Below are 19499 nucleotides of genomic sequence, written 5' to 3' on the forward strand. Positions count from 1 at the left end.
GGATAGCCCGATCCACGGCAACTCGAAAAGCTGTGCACTCCGACGGTGAGCACTGGCGTGGGGTCGCACGCGCGCGCCGATCGACGGGAATGGGCCGACCGCCCCAGCAACTCGAAATGCTGTGCATTCCAACGGTGAGCATCAAGCGTTCGATCGAACGAGGGTGCCGATTCGAGCGTGGACAGGCCCGAGCGACGAGCGCCCCGGCGCGTCGCAAATCTTGCCGTCAGCCGCGCTGGGACTGGCTCGCGGCCGAACGCGTACTCACACTCACCCATGAAATGCACAGCGTGCCGAGTTGCCTGGGAAGCCGGATATCCCCATCGGAACGGAACACACATGCGCGAGTGCGGTTAGAATGCGCGGCGCTCCGGGCCGTGCCAACGTAATGGAAGCGGACGCATGGTTCGATCAGGCACTTACGCTCACCGCTGAAATACACAGCGCGTCGAGTCGCTTCCGGGACCGGATATCCACACCGCGACATCCACCCGAACCTATCGCGAATCCGCATGAGCCGTTAGAATGCGCGGCGCTCCGGATTCTCGCGGAAGGCGCGGAAATCCGCGCCGGACAAGCCCTGCGGGCAATCGGACTTTGGCACTCACCATCCGGAAGCACAGCATTTTTCGTCGTTGTGCACCCCGGTTGTCCACACCCCTTGCCTCGTATCCGGCTGCATCCGGTTACCCTCACCTGTCGAATGCACAGCGTGTCGAGTGGTTTCGATGCCGGGTTATCCACAACGGAAATTGCGTGAAGATTCGCTGCCGGTGCACCGGCCGAGTCGATTTGCGCGTCTGCCCGCGATACTCGCCCAATGCCGAAAAACCACGCCGATTCGGCCTCCGGCCGAGTGCTCACCGTTCGGCTGCACAGCATTTCGAGTGGGCGGAAAGGCCAGTTGTCCACATCCGTCCTGCGGCGGCGGATCAAGCGAGCCGGCCGCCGCGAACGATCTCATTCCGCAATCGACCTGATGATCTGCGCCGGGTTTCCGCCGACGAGCGTATCCGGCGGAACGTCCCGGGTCACGACGGCGCCCGCGGCGACCACCGAATTCTCGCCGACCGTCACGCCGCCGATGATCGTCGCGCCCGCGCCGACCCACACGTTTTTTCCGATCACGATCGGCCGGGCCACGACGCAGTCGCGCCGGCGCGAAGGTTCGACCGGATGTCCGGACGTAATGAGACTGACGTTCGGCCCGATCATCGCGTCGTCGCCGATGTCGAGGCCGCCGAGATCGTAGAACGTGCAGTTCTGGTTGATGAAGACGTTGCGGCCGATCCGGGTATCGGCGCCGCCTGTCGCGTAGAACGGCGGAATCAAGAGAAACCCGTCGTCCATCGGCTTGCCGATCAGTTCACCGAACAATCGGCGGACTTCTTCCGCATCGTCGAAGGTCAGACGATTGAGCCGCGCGGTGATGGCCATCGTCCGCTTGAGGTCGGCACGCATCGCCGCCGACTCCGGCGTTCTTCGGGGAATGATTCTGGTGCGATCGTCGTTCGCCATTCCTGATCCTTGTCCGCATGCAATCGAACCGGCATTCGGTGCACGATCGCAGCGCCTGACTCACCGGACGCGATCGCGTCGCTTCGCGTTCGACTTCAATGGTCGGGCAGCCGGGTGTGCGGCGGTCCGGCCTCCTCGTTTTGCAGCATGCGGACAGGCGGCGTCGATTGCTCGTCCGACCGGTTGCGACACCACATGGCAACGTCGGCGGGACATTGCAGACGTGCGTCGCCTTGAGCAAGGCTCAAGCAATCGACTCATGACTAGTTAATTTATAACCAGTCATTTCATGACGCACCATGCATACGGGCTTTGCGCGAGACTCACCGTCGATCCGCATGCCCCGCCGCGCGTCACTCTGCCGCCCGCCCCTGTCCGAACCGCTCCCGCTCGGGTACGCTTGAGCATCCACCGAACCGACACGCACACCATACGCGGAGGCGCGATGAAGCTCTACTACTGGCCGAAAACCCGGGCATTCCGGGCGCTGTGGATGCTGGAGGAAATCGGCGCCGTCTACGAGCTCGTGCCGATCGACCTGCGGTCGCACGAACAGGGCAGCGACGCGTTCGTCCAGGTCAATCCGATGGCCAAGCTGCCCGCGCTCGACGACGGCAGCGAACCGTTCGCCGAATCCGGCGCCGTGCTGCTCTATCTTGCCGATTGCTGTCCCGGCGCCGGGCTCGGCATCGCGCCCGACGACCCGCTGCGCGGCCGCTTCCTGCAGTGGATGTTCTTCACGCCCACCTGCCTCGAGCCCGCAATGGCAGAGAAATTCACCGGCGCGTCGGGCAATCCGGTCGCCTTCGGCTGGGGCAACATCACGCGCGTGCAACGTGCGCTCGCGCAGACGCTCGCCCATAGCCGCTGGCTCGTCGGCGACCGCTTCACCGCGGCCGACCTGCTGCTCGCCAGCACGCTGAAGATCGCGTTCGACGCGCACCTGCTGCCGCATGAAGGCGTGCTCGGCGACTATGTCGCGCGCGCCGAGGACCGCGACGGCTATCGCCGCGCGGTCGCCGTCGAACAGCGCGAAGCGGCGCGCCTGCTGCATCCGTGACGCGCGAACGGCGCGGCATTCGGTGACGGCGGCCGCGCCCGGCTGCCGATGCCGGGGTGCGCCGACCGGCAGCGTCATGCAGCCGGCCCGGTCGCCTGCGCCGCCGCGCCGGCTTCGACCACCGCCCCCGGCGAACCGCGTTCGTCGGTATCGGCATCGACCGGCACGACTTCGTGAAAATGCGTGTAGTCGATGTGCGTGATGCCGCCCTCGTCGTGCATCAGGTCGACATAGCGGTGACGCCAGCGGATGTCCGCATGCGCCCATGCGTAGCGCGCCTGCATGACCTGCGAGGTCGTCTCGTCGGAACCCTCGATCGTGATCAGCAGCGACGCGTCGCGCGCGGCGAGCGATTCGGGCGTCTCGCCGAACAGCGGGCTCGCTTCGTCGATCACGTGCATCAGGTTCCAGCCGAGCAGGAAGATCGGATGCTCGCTGCGCACGAGCGGCAGATCGTGGATCTTGCGCAGCGTATAGCCCTCGTGCGTGCCTTCGACACGCATCAGCCGCAGCTTCGCCTGCGCTTCGGCGATCACGTTCTGGCGCGCATTCGCGGCGCGCACCATCAGCGTCATGCGCCCGTTCAGCGGCCGCACGATCGCGTAGCGCGCGAACAGGATCTTCGCCTGCGGCCGCGAAAACCGCGCGAACACGAGGCCGGTCGCCAGCGCGATGCCCGACATCCCGACGAAGATCTCAAACGTCGCGACGAGGTGCGCATAGACGGTCTGCGGATGCATGTCGCCATAGCCGACCGTTGCGAGCGTTTCGACGCTGAAGAAGAACGCGCCGCCGAATCCGGCCGGCGACTGGTTCGCGATCGGCGCATGGCCGAGCAGGTAGAGCGTCGCGAAGCCCCCGTTGAGCAGCAGGAACAGCATCGCGAGCGACAGGAAGAACACGGGCCAGCTCACCGTCAGCGCCCGGTGATAGAGGTCGCGCCAGCCGAGCGGCGGCATCCCGTATGCGATCACGGGGCGAGTGCCCGACCAGATCTTGCGGCCTCGGCCGCGGGAAGCCGGGGAGGACGAATCGACGTTCATCGCGCGATGCCTGAAGCAGGGAGGCGATGAGCGTAGCACGCGAAGGCGGCGGCCGGGAATGCGCGCCGATGCGTAGCCGTCGTCGCCGCGCCACCCGCACCCCCGAAAAAACCGGCCGCATGAGCGGCCGGCTTCGCAGTCATCCTGCTTGCATGCGCGCGGCGCGCGCCGCGCCGGCTTACTTCCGGTCGACGATCACGCGGTCGAACGTGCCGCCGTCGGCGAAGTGGGTCTTCTGCGCGTTCGCCCAGCTTCCGAAAACCTGTTCGACGCTGAACGTCTTCAGCGGCTTGAACTCGGCCGCATGCTTCTTCAGTACGTTCGCGTCGCGCGGGCGCAGATGGTGCTGCGCGATGATCTCCTGCGCCTGCGGCGTATACAGATAGTCGAGATACGCCTGCGCGACCTTGCGCGTGCCCTTCTTGTCGACGACCTTGTCGACCACGGCCACCGGCGGCTCCGCGAGGATGCTCGCCGACGGATACACGGCGTCGAATTCCGCGCCCGATGCGCCCGTGTCCATCAGCGCGACTTCGTTCTCGAACGTGACCAGCACGTCGCCGATGCCGCGCTGCGTGAACGTCGTCGTCGCGCCGCGGCCGCCGGAGTCGAGCACCGGCACGTTGCGGAAGATCGCCTTCTCGAAGTCGAGCGCCTGCTGGTCGGTCGCGCCCTTCTGCTTCTGGTAGCCCCACGCGGCGAGATACGCGTAGCGGCCGTTACCCGACGTCTTCGGGTTCGCGATGATCACCTGCACGCCCGGCTTCGCGAGATCGCTCCAGTCCTTGATCGCCTTCGGGTTGCCCTTGCGCACGAGGAACACCATCGTCGTCGAATACGGCGAGCTGGCGTCGGGGAAGCGCGCACGCCAGTCCTTCGGGAGCAGCTGGCCGCGCTCGGCGAGCAGGTCGATGTCGTTCGGCTGGTTCATCGTCACGACGTCGGCCTGCAACCCCTGCAGCACCGACAGCGCCTGCGCGCTCGACGCGCCGTGCGACTGCTTGATCGTCACCGTTTCGCCGGTCTGCTGCTTGTAGGCGGCGGCGAAGCTCGTGTTGATGTCCTTGTACAGCTCGCGCGTCACGTCGTACGACACGTTAAGGATCGACGTATCCGCGTGCGCGGCCGTCGCCGCCACGACCAGCGCCGCCGCCGTGCCCGTATGCAGCCAGCGGCCGATCCCCTTGATGCTTGCCATCGTGATATGCCCCGTTCAGTGGTGGTGGATGTGCGTGACGGCACGCGTACGCGCTGTCATCGAAACGTAAGCGGGCATTCTAGCGGTCGGGCGCGGCGCGCTTTCCAATCTGTCATGCAAAGCAAATCTCGAATCCTGCTAAACGGCGCGCACCGCTCGCGCATGCGCCGGATCCGGTGTTAAGATCGCCGCTCAACCCTTTTCCCGGTTCATCCATGTCCGCTGCCCTGCGCTCGCCCTCGATCCTCGCCGCCGTCGCGGCAGGTGCGCGCGCGGCCGGGCTGAAACTCAAAAAACGACGCCTCGACTGACGGGGACGTCGCGTCCCGTCAGGCGAATGCCGGACGGGATGCCCGCAGGTCGTTTCTTTTTCCTTGCTCGCATGCCTCGCGCCGGCACTCCGCCGGCGGAACGGTTCCTTCCCACTCCGTTTCCACCATGAGGTTTTGCATGCACACACGTTTCGAAGGTATCTGGCTGCCGATCATCACGCCGTTCCACCACGGCGAAGTCGATCACGGCGCACTCGCGCGACTCGCCCGTCGCTATGCGGCCGCGGGCATCGCGGGCTTCGTCGCGGGCGCGACGACCGGTGAAGGCGTGCTGCTCGACGCACGCGAACAGGACGCCGTGTTCGCGACGCTGCGCGACGCGGTGCCCGGGTGCCCGATCGTCGTCGGGCTCACCGCGAGCGCAACGCACTTCGCGGCCGCCCGCGCGCGCGAACTCGCCGCGCTGCGGCCCGACGGGCTGCTCGTCACGCCGCCCGTCTACGTGCGGCCGACGCAGGACGGCGTCCGCCGCCACGTCGAGGCGATCGTCGACGCGGCCGATCTGCCCGTGCTCGTCTACAACATCCCGTACCGCACGGGCGTAAACATCGAACTCGAGACGCTGCAGGCGCTCGCGCGCGATCCGCGCGTCGCGGGCATCAAGGAGTGCGGCGGCACGCTCGACCGGATGAGCCGGCTCGTACACGACACGCCGCTCGCGATTTTCTCCGGCGACGACAACCAGAACTTCGCGGCGCTGTGCGCCGGTGCGCACGGCACGATCGCGAGCAGCGCGCACGTGCTGCCCGAATGGCATGTGCGCATCCATGCGCTGCTGCGCGACGGGCGGCTCGCCGACGCGCGGCGGCTGTCGGTCGCACTGCAGCCGCTCGTCGCGGCGCTGTTCGCGGAGCCGAACCCCGCGCCGGTGAAGGCCGTACTGGCGGCGCAGGGGTGGTGCGAGGATGGGTTGCGGCTGCCGTTCGTGCCGGCGAGCGACGCGTTGCGGGAGAGGCTGGCTGCCATTCTTGCCCCGCTCGGCGAAATCGCACTGGATGTCGCTGCGGCATAGGCAGCGACGCGCAGCCCGGGCGACGGGCGCCGGCACAACCGGCTGCAGCGCCTGGCCGTTGCGTCACGCCGCGAGCGCCATCGCCTCCTCCGTCGCATCCCGCACCGCCTGCGTGACGATCCGCGCGAGCCGCTCGACGCTCGGCGTGATCGACGACGTGCGCCGCAGCAGCATCAACGGCAGGCCCGGCAGCGCCGGCAGCCCGAACGACGCCGCGTCGAGCACCCGCACCGACGCCGGCAATCCGTAGTGCGAGCGCACCGTCAGCCCGAGGCCGGCCGCCGCCGCGGCCCACAGCCCGGCCAGGCTCGGCGTCGTGAACGCGACGCGCCACGGTACGCCCGCGCGGTCGAGCGCGTCGGTGGCTGCACCGAAGAAACGGCACGGCCGGTCGAACACGACGAGCGGCAGCGGCTCGCCCGGCGCACGCACGGCACGAATGCCCGCGTCGCGGTCGTCCGCCGCATCCGCGTGGCCGCCGTCCGGCATGCCGAAGCTTCCCGCGCCCGCCGCCGCGATCCACCGCATCGGCACCTGCGCGATCACGTCGCTGTCGATGCCGGCCCGCGATATCAGCGCCGCCGACGCCGGGTCGCCCCACACGAGCGCGAGGTCGAGCTGGTTCGCATCGAGCCGGTCGAGCAGATCGGCATTGCGCGCGACGCGCGCCTCGATCCTCACCTTCGGATGCGCACGCGCGAAACGCCCGAGCACATCGGGCAGAATCGCCTCGCCGAAGTCCTCCTGGAGGCCGACCCGCACCCAGCCGTCGAGATTCACGCCGCGCACGGCCGCGGCCGCCTCGTCGTTCAGCTCGATCATCCGCCGCGCATAGCGCAGCATCGCGTCGCCGGCGTCGGTCAGCGCGAGCCCGCGCCCGGCCTTCACGAACAGCGGCGTGCCGGCCTGTTCCTCGAGCTTGCGAATCTGTGCGCTCACCGCCGACGACGAACGCGCGACGCGATCGGCCGCCTTCGCGAAGCTGCCGAGATCCACGCCGGCGACGAGGCTGCGCAACGCCGCCACGTCGAAGTTCGGCCGGGCCAGCGCGGCGTCGGCGGCCGCGCTCAGGTCATTGTCGTGTTCGGACATCTCGATCATCCCGTTTTATCGAACGATTTATCAAAAACTCTCCGATTTTCAGGACAAAAATAGTCCGCCACACTGGCGATGTCAATTTCCACCGGACTCCGTCGCCATGGATACCTCCTGCCTCGCCTCTCCGTCCCCGGCCGCGCGCGATGCGCGCGGGCCGGCCCATCGCTGGCGCGTGCTCGCAGCCGGCGTCGCCGCGAACATGAGCTTTTCCGCCGCCGCGGCCGGCATCCCGACCACCGCCGTCTGGATGCGCTCGGCCTATCATCTCGACAACGGTGCGCTCGGCCTCGTGCTGGGCGCGCTCGGCTTAGGCGTCGCGCTGTCCGAGCTGCCGTGGGGCATGGCCGCCGACCGCTTCGGCGACCGCCGCGTGCTGCTCACCGGCCTCGTCGCGACCGCCGCGATGCTGGCCCTGATGATCGCCACGATCGTCCCGACCGCGCATGCGGTGCCGCCGCTCATGCGCGTCGCCGCCGCGATGTGTTGCGTCGGCCTGCTCGGCGGCAGCGTGAACGGGTCGAGCGGACGCGCGGTGATGCGCTGGTTCGGCGAGCGCGAACGCGGGCTCGCGATGAGCATCCGCCAGACGGCCGTGCCGCTCGGCGGCGGCGTCGGCGCGGCGCTGTTGCCGTCGCTCGCGTCGCATGCGGGCTTCGCCGCGGTGTATGGCGCGCTGCTGCTGCTGTGCGCCGGATCGGCCGCGCTGACGTGGCGCTGGCTGCACGAGCCGCCTGACGCGCCGGCAGCGGCGCATGCCGTGCGCGTCGGGGCGAACCGCCCTGTCGCACCGCAACCGCCGGCGCGGCGTGCGCGCAATCCGCTGGCAAGCGGCGCCGTCTGGCGTATCGTGCTCGGCATCGGTGCGCTATGCGCGCCGCAGTTCGCGGTGCTCACATTCGCGACCGTGTTCCTGCACGATTTCGGCCGGCTCGGCCTCGCGGGCATCAGCACGGCGATGGTCACGCTGCAACTCGGCGCGATGGCGATGCGTGTGTGGAGCGGCCGCCATACCGATCGCCACGGCAACCGGCGCGCGTATCTGCGCGGGTCGGTATGCGTGGCGGCCGGCTCGTTCGCGCTGCTCGCGGCCGCCACGGCGGGCAGCCCGCACGTGCCGCTCGCCGCGATCGTCGCGATTCTCGTGTTCGCCGGCATCTGCGTGTCGGCGTGGCACGGCGTCGCGTACACCGAGCTCGCGACACTCGCGGGCGCCGAACAAGCGGGCACCGCGCTCGGGATGGCGAACACGATCGTATATCTCGGACTGTTCGCGACGCCGCTCGCGATTCCGCCGCTGCTCGCCGCGAGTTCGTGGAGCGTGGTCTGGCTCGCGGCGGCGGCGATCGCGGGCGCGACCTATCCGCTGTTTGCGCGATAGCGGCACAAGCGGCTGCCGTGCGCGGTCCCTGCTCGAGACCATCAGAACTTGTACACGGCCGACAGCATCGCCGAGCGGCCGTCGCCGAACTCGACGGCCGACGAGCGCGATTCGCTTCCCGACACCTGCCGCACGCGTTCGACGTAGGCACGATCAAACAGGTTGTCGACGTTCAGCTGGAAGCGCAGCCTGCGGCTCACGTCGTAGCCGACCATCAGGTTGTGCACCCAGTAGGCGCCGAGCTTGCCGTCACCCTGCGACGTCACGTTGCGCCGGCCGACGAAGTGCGAACCGTAGCCCACCGTCCAGCCCGCGGGCAACCGGTAGGTCGTCCACAGGTTGAACGCATGCCGCGGCGTGTTGCCGAGCGCCTGCCCGTCGCGGCGAGGCGAGGACGGCGAACTGAGCGTGACGCTCGCCAGGTACGTGTAGTTCGCGAACACGTCCCACTGCGGCGTGACCTTGCCGGCGGCGCCGAGCTCGATGCCGCGCACGCGCTGCCGGCCCGCGAGCGCGTAGCTGCCGTCGGCCATGCGTTCGCGCGCGTTCTTCTTTTCGGTCTGGAACAGCGCGCCGTTCAGCGCCACGCCCGCCAGCCCTTCCCATTTCGCACCGAGCTCGATGCTCTCGTTTTTCTCGGGCGCGAGCGCGCCGGTCGCCGCGCTCACGCCGGAGCCGGTGGTCACGAGAAATTCGGCGGACGGATTGAACGACGTGCCATACGCGAAATACGCGCGGCCGTTATCGGTCGGCTTGAACACGAGCGCCGCGCGCGTGCTCAGGTGACGGTCGGCGCTATCCGCGCGCTCGGTGGGCTTGCCGGCCGAGGTCCCTTCCGCCCGGCCGTCGATCCAGTCGTGCCGCAGCCCGACGTCGACGTCCCAGTAGCGGCCGAGCGAGATCGTGTCGAATGCGTACAGCGCCTTCACGACGAGCGCGGTGTCGTTGCGTGCGCTGTCCTGGCGCTGCGCGGGGCCCCGCCATACGCCAGGCGGGGCGGCGAGCGCGAAACCGTTCACCGGGTAGAACCGGTTGAGTCCGTACGAATAGGTCGTGCGGCCGTACGTCTCGCGCGAGATCTCGAAGCCCGTGACGAGCGTGTGCCCGACGCCGAACGTATCGAACGCGCTCGTGACGTTCGTCTGGTTCGCCCACATCGCCGTCGACACGTCGCGGCCGTAGCCCTGCGGGCCGGCCGGCTTGTAGCGCCCCGGCGGCAGCCCCTGCTGGTTCACGTGCGATGCGGAAATCACGGTGTCGCGATTCAGGTGCGCATAGCGGCTCAGGTTCTGCACCTTCAGGCCGGGCGACACGTCGTGTTCGACCTTCACGGTGAAGGCGTCCGACGTGATGCGTTCGCGATCGAGATTGCGCCAGCCGAAATAGCTGTCGCGCGACACGCCGGCCAGCACCTGGCCGTCGCGCGCCGGCAGCCCGTAGTCGGGCAGGTTGTTGTCGTACTGGTGAAAATAGCCGAACGTGACGCGCGTCGGCGTGCCCAGACCAAACGCGAGCGACGGCGCGACGCCCCAGCGCCGCCTGCGGATGTCGTCGCGGCCCGGCACGGCGTTGACGTGCGCCATCGCGTTCAGGCGGAACGCCGCGCGGCCGCCGGTGTCGGGCAACGGCCGGTTCGCATCGAGCGTCACGCGGCGGTAGTCCGACGTGCCGAGCGTCGTGCCGGCCTCCGTGAACGCGCCGGACTTCGGCGTCTTGCTGACCAGGTTCACCGAGCCGCCCGTCGTGCCGGCGCCGCCGAATACCGAGTTCGGCCCCTTGATCACCTCGACGGCCTCGACGTTGAACAGGTCGCTGCGATTGTTTTGCGCGCTGTCGCGCAGCCCGTCGAGCTGCAGGTTCGCGTTCGCGCCGAAGCCGCGGATATTGAACATGTCGCCCGACCCGCCGCCGCCTTCCCCCGCGTTGAACGTGATGCCGGCGACGTTCGACAGCGCTTCGCGCAGGCTCAGCGCCTGCTGTTCGTCGAGCACCGCGCGCGGCACGACGGTGATCGTCTGCGGCACGTCGAGCAGCGGCGTCGCATATTTGGCGGAACCCGACCGGTCGACGCGCGAACCGGCGTCGCGATCGTCGTGAACGACGATCGGGCTCAACTGCGGTGCGCGCCGCGGCTCGCCTTCTTCCGCACATGCCGGCGCGGCGGCACAGGTCATCATCGCGAATGCGACGGACGCAGTCGCACGACGCGGCGGCGTCGCGCTCGACAGGATGCAACGGCTCATGTTCACTCCACTCCATTGATGAGAATGGTTCTCATTCAATCGGATTGCGTGCGACATGACAATTGGACACGTCCGAACTTCGTTATCCGAACGAAACGCTGAACGAAACGGCCATGCCGCGGGACGGCCGCAGCTAGCCTCGTCAGCCGTGCTCCCGTGCCAGCGCGCGCCGCGCAGCCGGCCGTTCGGCCTCGCGCTGCGCATGCGCGCTCCACGCGGGATGCGTCGTCATATCGAGCCCGATCGCGGCGCCCCAGCGATACAGCACGAGCAGGAACGGATCGACGATCGAATGGCCGTCCGGCTCGGCCCACGTTCGCCCGTCGGCGAGCGCGGCTTCGATCGACGCGTTCGCCGCATCGATCAGCCCGCGCCCGTGTTCGCTGATCGCGCCATGCAGCGCAGGATCGCCGATGAAGCGGCCCGGGCGCCACAACGTGCCGTAGCCGACGCCGTGCACCCAGCCGACCAGCCATGCGAGCCATTCGTGGCAGCGCGCCTCGCGCAGCGGATCGTCGGGCGGCAGCAGCCGCGCGTCCGGATGACGACGCGCGAGATACGTGAGGATCGCGGGCGTTTCGGTCAGCACGCGCGGCTCGCCGGGAATCGCGAGCACGGGCACGCGCGCCTTCGGGTTGATCGCGAGATAGCGTGCGTCGAGATTCTGCTGCTCGCGCACGGACACGATCTCGACGTCGAACGGCGCGCCGGTTTCCTCGAGCGCGATGTGGGCGGCGAGCGAACATGCGCCCGGCGAAAGATAGAGACGATATGCGTTCATGATGGCGTTGCCCGGCGGGCCTGTTGAAAGATGGAACCGAGTGTAGGAACGCAGGGCCCGCCGCCGCAAACGATGAATTGTCGTGCTCGGGCATGAGTGATACTAATGCGTGATGCGACGTATCCATCTCCCCCCGCTGCAGACCCTGCGCGCGTTCGAAGCCGCCGTGCGGCTGCAGAGCTTCACGCGTGCCGCCGACGAACTCGCGCTCACGCAAGGCGCGATCAGCCAGCACATCCGCACGCTCGAGGCGCAGCTCGGCTATCCGCTGTTCACGCGCGAGCGCAACGGCGCGACGCCGACGCATGCCGCGCACGCGCTCGTGCTGCAGGTGCGCCAGGGCCTGAGCGTGCTCGAACGCGCCTTCGAGCCGGCGCTCGGCGGACGCAATCGCCCGCGCACCTGCGACGTCACGCTGCACGTGAGCGTGCTGCCGAGCGTCGCCGAGCGCTGGCTCGCGCCGCGCCTGCCGCGTTTCGCGGCCGCGCATCCGCGCATCGCGATCGTGCTGCATCCGGACGCCGCGCTCGCGCCGTTGCGCAAGCGCGACCGCATCGACGTCGCGCTGCGCTACGGACCCGGCACGTGGCCGGGCGTCGTCGCCGAGAAGCTGATGAACGAGACGGTCTTTCCGGTTGCGAGCCCCGCGTACCGCAATCGCGACGGCATCGCACCGCGCACGCCGGCCGATCTCGTGCGTGCGACGCTGCTGCGCCATGCCGCGCAACCGTGGGAGCCGTGGTTCCAGGCCGCGCGGCTCGACCTCACCGAATCCGCGCGCGCGCCGCGCTTCACCGATGCCAACGCACTGATCGACGCGACGCTGAAAGGACGCGGCGTCGCGCTCGCGCGCCGCTCTCTGATCGAGCCTGAACTCGCGGCCGGCACGCTCGTGCGCGTGTCGACGGTGCGCGTGACCGACGTGTATGCCCACTACGTGGTGTGGCGCCCCGATCATCCGCACGAAGCGGCGATCCGCACGTGGCTCGACTGGCTGCGCAGCGAAGTGCGGCGCAGAACGCCGCGCCGCTGAAACGCGGCCGCCGCGACGCCGAAAGCATTCGGTCGGCACATCGAAAGCATTTTGCGATCACGCCCCGGTCGCAAACGATTCACCGAAACGTCGCACGGCGTCGGCATACTCGAAAACGTTTCCCGTCAGCCTGCCCGGAGAGAAGTCATGCATCGCGTTGCCCTCGTCGTCGTACTGTGTGCCGCCGTCGTCACCGCCGCCTGCAGCGACGACGCGTCGCACGACGCACGGCAGGCGGCCGACGCCCCGCAACAGGCACACGCATCGCCCGGCTCCGCGAGCGCGTTCAACAACGATGCAGGCGCAAACGCCGCCGCGTCCGATGCCGCACCGCTCGCACCGCCCGTCATCCATTACCCGCCCGATGACGACGACGACGCGAAGTCCGCGACGACCGCGACGACCCCGGTCGCGCCTGACGTCGCGTCGTCGCCGCACTGATCCGCGTTCCCGTCCCTGTCCCCCGATCGCAGAACCGAGGTGAAATAACATGACGTCATCCAGCCGCCGCCGTTTCCTGCATACCGTCGCACAGTCAGCGGGCGCCGCCGTCGCGCTCAACGCCTTCCCCGAATCGATCCGCCGCGCGCTCGCGATTCCCGCCGCACGCGGCACCGGCACGATCCGAGATGTCCAGCACATCGTCGTGTTCATGCAGGAAAACCGTTCGTTCGACCATTACTTCGGACACCTGCGCGGCGTGCGCGGCTACAACGACCGCTTCCCGATCCCGCTGCCGAGCGGCCAGCCGGTGTGGTACCAGCCGTCGAAAGCGGATCCGGCCAGGCCGGTGCTGCCGTTCCGCCTGAACACGCTGACGACGAGCGCGCAGTGCGTGGGCGACCTCGATCACTCGTGGTACAAGACGCACGCGGCGATCGACGCCGGCCGCTACGATCAGTGGCCCGCGAACAAGACCGACATGACGATGGGCTATCACGTGCGCGAGGACATTCCGTTCCACTACGCGCTCGCCGATGCGTTCACCGTGTGCGACAACTACTTCTGCTCGCTGCCGGGGCCGACGCACCCGAACCGTTCGTACCTGATGACGGGCACGGTCGACCCGACCGGCAAGTTCGGCGGCCCGCTGCTCGACAACAGCGACTACGTCGACGGCGACGTGCCGCCCGCGTACCAGCTGCTGTCGTGGACGACCTTCCCGGAGCGCCTCGAGGCGCACGGCGTGTCGTGGCAGATCTACCAGCAGGGCACGACCGGCGACGATCCGTACAACGGCAACTACGGTACGAACATCCTGCAGAACTTCGCGAACTTCATCAACGCGAAGCCGGGTTCGCCGCTGTACCAGCGCGCGCAGACGGTGCGCACGCTCGACAACCTGAAGGACGACGTGATCAACGACCGGCTGCCGCAGGTGTCGTGGCTGTGCCCGCCCGCCGCGTTCTCCGAGCACCCGAAATACACGCCCGCGTATGGTGCGAACTACACGTCGCAGATCCTCGACGCGCTCACGTCGAATCCGGACGTGTGGGCGAAGACGGTGTTGTTCATCATGTACGACGAAAACGACGGCTTCTTCGATCACATCGTGCCGCCGCAGCCGCCGACATCGGCCGCGCAGGGCGTGTCGACCGTGACGACCGACGGCGAGCTGCATACGGTCGTGAACCCGGGGCGCGGCGGCAGCTACACGGCCGACGGGCTGCCGTACGGTCTCGGGCCGCGCGTGCCGATGACGGTCGTGTCGCCGTGGTCGAAGGGCGGCTTCGTGTGCTCGCAGGTGTTCGACCACACGTCGGTGATCCGCTTCATCGGCGAGCGCTTCGGCATCGACGAGCCGAACATCACGCCGTGGCGCCGCACCGTCTGCGGCGACCTCACCGCCGCGTTCGACTTCCGCTCGTCCGACGCGACGTTCCCGACGCTGCCCGACACGAGCCAGTACCGATCGATCGCGGACCAGCAGTGCACGTCGCAGCCCGCGCCGACCGTGCCCGCGACGCCGTCGCCGGTCGAGCCGCAGGAGCCCGGCGTGCGGCCCGCGCGTGCGCTGCAGTACGAACTGCACGTGAACGCGAGCATCTACGGCGGCAACACGCTGCGCATCGAGTTCGCGAACCGCGGCAACCAGGGCGCGCACTTCCACGTGTACTCGACGAACCGCACCGACGGCCCGTGGCGCTATACGGTCGGCGCGCGCCGCGTGCTGCATGCGGATTTCGACCTGACGGTGACGAACGGCGTGTATGCGTTTTCGGTGTATGGCCCGAACGGTTTCGTGCGGATGTTCTCGGGCAACGTGTCGGCCGCGACCGCGCGCAGCCGCAACCAGGCGCAGCCCGAAGTGAAGGCGGGCTACGACATCGCGAACGGCAACCTGTACCTGAAGCTGCGCAACCATGGCGCGGGCCACGTCACGCTGACGCTGACCGACAACGCGTACGGCGCGCCGGCCCGCCAGGCGACGCTGCACGGCGGCGGCGAGCACGTCGAGCAATGGGCGCTCGCGTCGAGCCACCACTGGTATGACGTCACGGTGAGCGATGGCGCGAGCGGCACGTTCTCGCGCCGCTTCGCGGGTCACGTCGAGAACGGCCGGCCGAGCTATTCGGATCCGGCCGCGGTGCGGCCCGTGTCCGCGTCGTAAGCACGGCGGCACGTCGTTGCGCGGTGCGAGCCGCGCGGCGCGCGCCGATCGGCGTCAGATCGCGTACGCGAGCGCGCGATCGACCAGCGCGGCATCGACGTTCTCGTCCGCTTCGCGAAAGCGCAGCGGCGCCGCGCAATGCACCAGCGTGTCGACGAAGTATTTCGCGCGCGGCCATGGCCCGAAGCCGGCCGCGGTATTGATGTGTCCCGCGTCGCCCAGGTTCACGAATGCGCTGCCGAGCCGCTGCGCGAGCGTGCGTGCATCGGCGAGCGGCATCCACGGATCGGTTTCGCTGCCGATCACGATCGACGGCACCGCGAGCCGGCGGGCGTCGAACGGCCCGGCGAACGTGAATTTCTTCGGGCTGGCGGGGGCGACGAGCAGCACGCCCGCGACGTCGGCCGCGTGCGGCCATTGCGCGAGCGCATGCGCGGCCGCGAGGCAGCCGAAGCTGTGCGCGGCGAGCACGAACGGGCCACGCTCGCGCTCGAGCAGTGCACGGACCGACTGCGCCCAGCCCGCGAGGTCGGGCGCATCCCAGTCGGCCTGCTCGACCCGCAGCGAGCGCGGGAACTGCCGCTCCAGCCAGGTCTGCCAGTGAGCGCCTTCGCTGCCGTGCAGGCCCGGAACGGTCACGAGCCGCGGCGGCCACGCCGATTTGCTGCATGCGCGCATGATTGCCCTCGCTTGCTTTGCTTGGAGACGGGCTTCGATTGTGGCGCGCCGCGCACGGCGGCCGAACCAATATTTTGTGCTTTGCTTTTGCACCGCCCGCCGCGCGCCCGGCCCATGCCGCGCGGGCCGGCGGCGTCATGACGGCGCAATGCGCCGCGAGACCGTAGAATGTGGGCTTCCCGCTTGCCATGCACCGGATCGGGCCGGGCGCTGCCGCGCCGGTTCCGGTCGACAGGAGACGCCCGATGTCCGCTACGCCCGCCGGCGCGCTGCGCCCGTTCCACCTCGCCTTTCCCGTGTCGAGCCTCGTCGACGCGCGCGCATTCTACGGTGGCTTGCTCGGGTGCCCCGAAGGCCGCAGCTCCGAGCACTGGGTCGACTTCGATTTCTTCGGGCACCAGCTCGTCGCGCACCTCGCGCCGAACGAAACCGGCGCCAGCGCGGTCAATCCGGTCGATGGCGACGACGTGCCCGTGCGCCATTTCGGCGTCGTGCTGTCGATGGACGAGTGGCACGTGCTCGCCGAAAAACTGCAGGCCGCGCACACGCGCTTCGTGATCGAGCCGCACATCCGCTTCAAGGGCGAGGTCGGCGAGCAGGCGACCATGTTCTTCCTCGACCCGTGCGGCAACGCGCTGGAGTTCAAGGCGTTCGCCGACATTGGCCAGCTGTTCGCGAAGTAAGCGCATGAAGCTCCTGTTCCATTCGCCGCACCAGGAAGCCGCCGCGTGGCGCGACGCGATCGCGCACGCATTGCCCGAGGCCGAGTTGCGCGCGTGGCAGCCGGGCGACACGGCCCCCGCCGATTACGCGCTCGTGTGGCGGGCGCCGCGCGAGTTCTTCACGCCGCGCGACGGATTGCGCGCGATCTTCAACCTCGGCGCGGGCGTCGACGCGCTGCTCGCGCTCGAGCGCGAGCAGCCCGGCACCCTGCCGCGCGACGTGCCGCTGGTGCGCCTCGAGGATTCCGGCATGGCGCAGCAGATGATCGAATACGTGGCGCATGCCGTGCTGCGCTACCTGCGCCGCTTCGACGAATACGAAACGCTGCAGCGCGAGCGCCGCTGGCAGACGCTCGTGCCGCATCCGCGTGCGGGCTTCACCGTCGCCGTACTCGGCCTCGGCGTGCTCGGCGCGCGGGTCGCGCAGGCGCTCGCGGCGCTCGGCCTGCCGGTGCGCGGCTACAGCCGCAGCCCGAAGCAGCTCGACGGGATCGAAACCTTCGCGGGCGACGGCGCGCTCGACGCGTGCCTCGACGGCGCGAAGGTGCTCGTGAACCTGCTGCCGAGCACGCACGATACCGACGGGATCCTGTCGGCGCGCACCTTCGCGCGGCTCGCGCCGGGGGCATATCTGGTGAACGTCGCGCGCGGCTCGCATCTCGTCGAAGCCGACCTGCTCGACGCGCTCGCGAGCGGCCGGGTCGCCGCCGCGACGCTCGACGTGTTCCAGCACGAGCCGCTGCCGGCCGATCATCCGTTCTGGCACGCGCCGCGCATCACGATCACCCCGCACAGCTCGGCCGAGACGCTGCGCGACGAAGCCGTCGAACAGATCGCCGGCAAGATCCGTGCTCTGGCGCGCGGCGAGCGCGTCGGCGGTATCGTCGACTACGCGCGCGGCTACTGAATTCGTCCTACATGAAACCGGAGACAACCATGACGTTCCCCACCGCCGTCAAGATCGTCGAAGTCGGCCCGCGCGACGGGCTGCAGAACGAAAAGACCTTCGTGCCGACCGATGTGAAGATCGCGCTAGTCGACCGCCTGTCGCACGCCGGCTTCCGCAATATCGAGGCCGCGTCGTTCGTGTCGCCGAAATGGGTGCCGCAGATGGCCGATGGCGCCGACGTGATGGCGGGTATCGAGCGCCGCGCGGGCACCGTGTATTCGGTGCTCACGCCAAACCTGAAGGGCTTCGAGAATGCGCTCGCCGCACGCGCCGACGAAGTGGTGATCTTCGGTGCGGCGAGCGAGGCGTTCTCGCAACGGAACATCAACTGCAGCATCGCCGAGAGCATCGCGCGCTTCGAGCCCGTCGCGAAGGCCGCGAAGGATGCCGGCGTGCGGCTGCGCGGCAGCGTGTCGTGCACGCTCGGCTGCCCGTACCAGGGCGAGGTGCCGGTCGCGTCGGTGGTCGACGTCGTCGAACGGTTCGCCGCGCTCGGCTGCGACGAGATCGACATCGCCGACACGATCGGCGTCGGCACGCCGAAGCGCACGCGCGAAGTGCTGTCCGCCGTCACGCGCGTGTTCCCGCGCGAACGCCTGTCGGGCCACTTCCACGACACCTACGGCCAAGCGCTCGCGAACATCTATGCGGCGCTGTTCGAGGGGATCGAAATCTTCCACGCATCGGTGGCCGGCCTCGGCGGCTGCCCGTATGCGAAAGGCGCGACCGGCAACGTCGCGACCGAGGACGTGCTGTACCTGATGCAGGGCCTCGGCATCGATACCGGCATCGATCTCGCACAGGTCGTCGCCGCCGGCGACTTCATCTCGAACGCGATCGGCCGCGCGAACGTGTCGCGCGCCGGTCGCGCGCTGCTCGCCAAGGCCCAGAGCGCGGCCGACGCCGCGAACTGCGTCTGACTCCGACTTTCACGGACTACCCCCATGACGACACCCGCTTCATTCGACTCCCTCCCCGATTCCGCGCGACGCGTCGCGCTGCTGCTGCGCGAGCGCGGCCATGCGAAAGGCATCGTGATGCTCGCCGAAACCGGCAAAACCTCGGCCGAGGCCGCAGCCGGGCTCGGCTGCTCGGTCGCGCAGATCGCGAAGTCGATCCTGTTTCGCCGTGAGTCGGACGGCGCGCCGGTGCTCGTCGTCGCGAGCGGCGTGAACCGTGTCGACGAGAAGAAAGTCGCCGCCCAGGTCGGCGCGGTCGGCCGCGCGGATGCGAAGTTCGTGCGCGACAACACCGGCTATGCGATCGGCGGCGTGTGCCCGATCGGTCATCTGGTCGAACCGGTCATGCTGATCGACGCCGACCTGCTCGAGCTCGACAGCCTGTGGGCCGCCGCCGGCCATCCGCATGCGGTGTTCAACCTGTCGCCGGCCGAACTCGTGTCGCTGACGGGCGCGCCGGTCGCGGACGTCGCGCTGCGCAACGACGCATGAGCGACGCACCGGTAACGGTCGGCACGGTCGCTTCGCCGTGCACGGACGTATGCAGGATCGACCCGCGTACCGACTGGTGCGCGGGCTGCCTGCGCACGCGCGAGGAAATCAAGGGCTGGCGGGCATCTGACGACAAGGCGAGGCGCATGCTGCTCGCGCGTCTCGATGCGCGGCGGCGCCTGCTCGCGGGAAGCGACACATAAAAAAAAGCCGTTCAGCCTCACGGGCGAACGGCATCGAGATCGGAATCCTGTGAACGTGATCAACGTCACAGCCCGCATCATACGAGCGACGCTGCAGCGTCGCATCGGGTGTTTCCCTACAGCTTCTTACGGCATTTTTCACGCACGCGCGCAGGCCCCCTGCGCGCGCAATCGCCCTGCCCGGCAACA

At 68.8% G+C, this 19499-nt stretch carries 18 protein-coding genes; 11 read left to right on the forward strand and 7 right to left on the reverse strand.

The features are described 5' to 3' along the window. Nucleotides 1-960 precede the first annotated feature (960 nt). Nucleotides 961-1518 (reverse strand): sugar O-acetyltransferase, encoded by a 558-nt coding sequence (locus J7024_RS10215; protein ID WP_124827773.1) that lies wholly within the window; start codon nucleotides 1516-1518, stop codon nucleotides 961-963. Nucleotides 1519-1963: 445 nt separating this feature from the next. Between J7024_RS10215 and J7024_RS10220 the strand changes: the two genes are divergently transcribed. Continuing rightward, a complete protein-coding gene (locus J7024_RS10220) occupies nucleotides 1964-2578 on the forward strand; it encodes a glutathione S-transferase family protein (RefSeq protein ID WP_175770228.1) in 615 nt (204 codons plus the stop codon). A gap of 74 nt (nucleotides 2579-2652) precedes the next feature. Here J7024_RS10220 and J7024_RS10225 read toward each other — a convergent pair whose 3' ends face one another. Together J7024_RS10225 and J7024_RS10230 are read right to left on the reverse strand one after the other, a co-directional pair. Next, nucleotides 2653-3621 carry an ion channel gene (locus J7024_RS10225; RefSeq protein WP_124827771.1) on the reverse strand — a complete coding sequence of 323 codons (969 nt, stop codon included), beginning with the start codon at nucleotides 3619-3621 and terminating at the stop codon, nucleotides 2653-2655. 178 nt (nucleotides 3622-3799) lie between these two features. Continuing rightward, nucleotides 3800-4819, reverse strand: coding sequence for a sulfate ABC transporter substrate-binding protein (locus J7024_RS10230; RefSeq protein ID WP_124827770.1), 1020 nt, complete (start codon nucleotides 4817-4819; stop codon nucleotides 3800-3802). A gap of 450 nt (nucleotides 4820-5269) precedes the next feature. On the opposite strand from J7024_RS10230, the gene dapA reads away from it, so the two are divergent. Then, nucleotides 5270-6163 carry a 4-hydroxy-tetrahydrodipicolinate synthase gene (gene dapA, locus J7024_RS10235; RefSeq protein ID WP_175750964.1) on the forward strand — a complete coding sequence of 298 codons (894 nt, stop codon included), beginning with the start codon at nucleotides 5270-5272 and terminating at the stop codon, nucleotides 6161-6163. Between the two features lie 63 nt (nucleotides 6164-6226). Here the strand turns inward: dapA and J7024_RS10240 are convergent, their stop codons facing one another. Further along, nucleotides 6227-7264: a LysR substrate-binding domain-containing protein gene (locus J7024_RS10240; RefSeq protein ID WP_175770227.1), complete on the reverse strand. Its 1038-nt coding sequence runs from the start codon at nucleotides 7262-7264 to the stop codon at nucleotides 6227-6229. A gap of 97 nt (nucleotides 7265-7361) precedes the next feature. Here J7024_RS10240 and J7024_RS10245 point away from each other — a divergent pair, with 97 nt between their 5' ends. Continuing rightward, nucleotides 7362-8639 carry an MFS transporter gene (locus tag J7024_RS10245; protein ID WP_124827767.1) on the forward strand — a complete coding sequence of 426 codons (1278 nt, stop codon included), beginning with the start codon at nucleotides 7362-7364 and terminating at the stop codon, nucleotides 8637-8639. A 41-nt stretch (nucleotides 8640-8680) separates the two neighbouring features. Here J7024_RS10245 and J7024_RS10250 read toward each other — a convergent pair whose 3' ends face one another. Further along, nucleotides 8681-10882, reverse strand: coding sequence for a TonB-dependent receptor (locus J7024_RS10250; RefSeq protein WP_124827766.1), 2202 nt, complete (start codon nucleotides 10880-10882; stop codon nucleotides 8681-8683). Between the two features lie 142 nt (nucleotides 10883-11024). Beyond that, on the reverse strand, nucleotides 11025-11663 hold the full coding sequence (locus tag J7024_RS10255; protein WP_124827765.1) for a glutathione S-transferase family protein: 639 nt from the start codon (nucleotides 11661-11663) through the stop codon (nucleotides 11025-11027). Between the two features lie 112 nt (nucleotides 11664-11775). Here J7024_RS10255 and J7024_RS10260 point away from each other — a divergent pair, with 112 nt between their 5' ends. The 3 genes from J7024_RS10260 (at nucleotide 11776) to J7024_RS10270 (ending at nucleotide 15307) form a co-directional block, all read left to right on the forward strand. Beyond that, nucleotides 11776-12696, forward strand: a complete 921-nt coding sequence (locus J7024_RS10260) for a LysR substrate-binding domain-containing protein (RefSeq protein ID WP_124827910.1) — start codon at nucleotides 11776-11778, stop codon at nucleotides 12694-12696. Nucleotides 12697-12843: 147 nt separating this feature from the next. Then, the gene (locus tag J7024_RS10265; RefSeq protein WP_124827764.1) at nucleotides 12844-13137 is read left to right on the forward strand and encodes a hypothetical protein; all 294 of its coding nucleotides are present in this window, start codon (nucleotides 12844-12846) and stop codon (nucleotides 13135-13137) included. 49 nt (nucleotides 13138-13186) lie between these two features. Then, on the forward strand, nucleotides 13187-15307 hold the full coding sequence (locus J7024_RS10270; RefSeq protein ID WP_175770226.1) for a phosphocholine-specific phospholipase C: 2121 nt from the start codon (nucleotides 13187-13189) through the stop codon (nucleotides 15305-15307). A 54-nt stretch (nucleotides 15308-15361) separates the two neighbouring features. Here the strand turns inward: J7024_RS10270 and J7024_RS10275 are convergent, their stop codons facing one another. Continuing rightward, nucleotides 15362-15985 carry an RBBP9/YdeN family alpha/beta hydrolase gene (locus tag J7024_RS10275; protein ID WP_124827762.1) on the reverse strand — a complete coding sequence of 208 codons (624 nt, stop codon included), beginning with the start codon at nucleotides 15983-15985 and terminating at the stop codon, nucleotides 15362-15364. Between the two features lie 245 nt (nucleotides 15986-16230). On the opposite strand from J7024_RS10275, the gene J7024_RS10280 reads away from it, so the two are divergent. The 5 genes from J7024_RS10280 to J7024_RS10300 are packed head-to-tail and all read left to right on the forward strand — an operon-like array spanning nucleotide 16231 to nucleotide 19310. Then, nucleotides 16231-16668 carry a VOC family protein gene (locus tag J7024_RS10280; RefSeq protein WP_175750961.1) on the forward strand — a complete coding sequence of 146 codons (438 nt, stop codon included), beginning with the start codon at nucleotides 16231-16233 and terminating at the stop codon, nucleotides 16666-16668. A gap of 4 nt (nucleotides 16669-16672) precedes the next feature. Beyond that, nucleotides 16673-17614 (forward strand): 2-hydroxyacid dehydrogenase, encoded by a 942-nt coding sequence (locus tag J7024_RS10285; protein WP_124827761.1) that lies wholly within the window; start codon nucleotides 16673-16675, stop codon nucleotides 17612-17614. A 29-nt stretch (nucleotides 17615-17643) separates the two neighbouring features. Beyond that, on the forward strand, nucleotides 17644-18576 hold the full coding sequence (locus J7024_RS10290) for a hydroxymethylglutaryl-CoA lyase (RefSeq protein ID WP_124827760.1): 933 nt from the start codon (nucleotides 17644-17646) through the stop codon (nucleotides 18574-18576). Between the two features lie 24 nt (nucleotides 18577-18600). Beyond that, nucleotides 18601-19107, forward strand: coding sequence for a YbaK/EbsC family protein (locus tag J7024_RS10295; RefSeq protein WP_098550417.1), 507 nt, complete (start codon nucleotides 18601-18603; stop codon nucleotides 19105-19107). Then, complete coding sequence (locus J7024_RS10300; protein ID WP_124827759.1) at nucleotides 19104-19310, forward strand: DUF1289 domain-containing protein; 207 nt, start codon at nucleotides 19104-19106, stop codon at nucleotides 19308-19310. The genes J7024_RS10295 and J7024_RS10300 overlap by 4 nt, the downstream gene beginning before the upstream one ends. Nucleotides 19311-19499: the final 189 nt, after the last annotated feature.

The organism is Burkholderia sp. WTPI3 (assembly GCF_021483755.1).
In the GTDB taxonomy this organism is placed as follows: Bacteria; Pseudomonadota; Gammaproteobacteria; order Burkholderiales; family Burkholderiaceae; genus Burkholderia.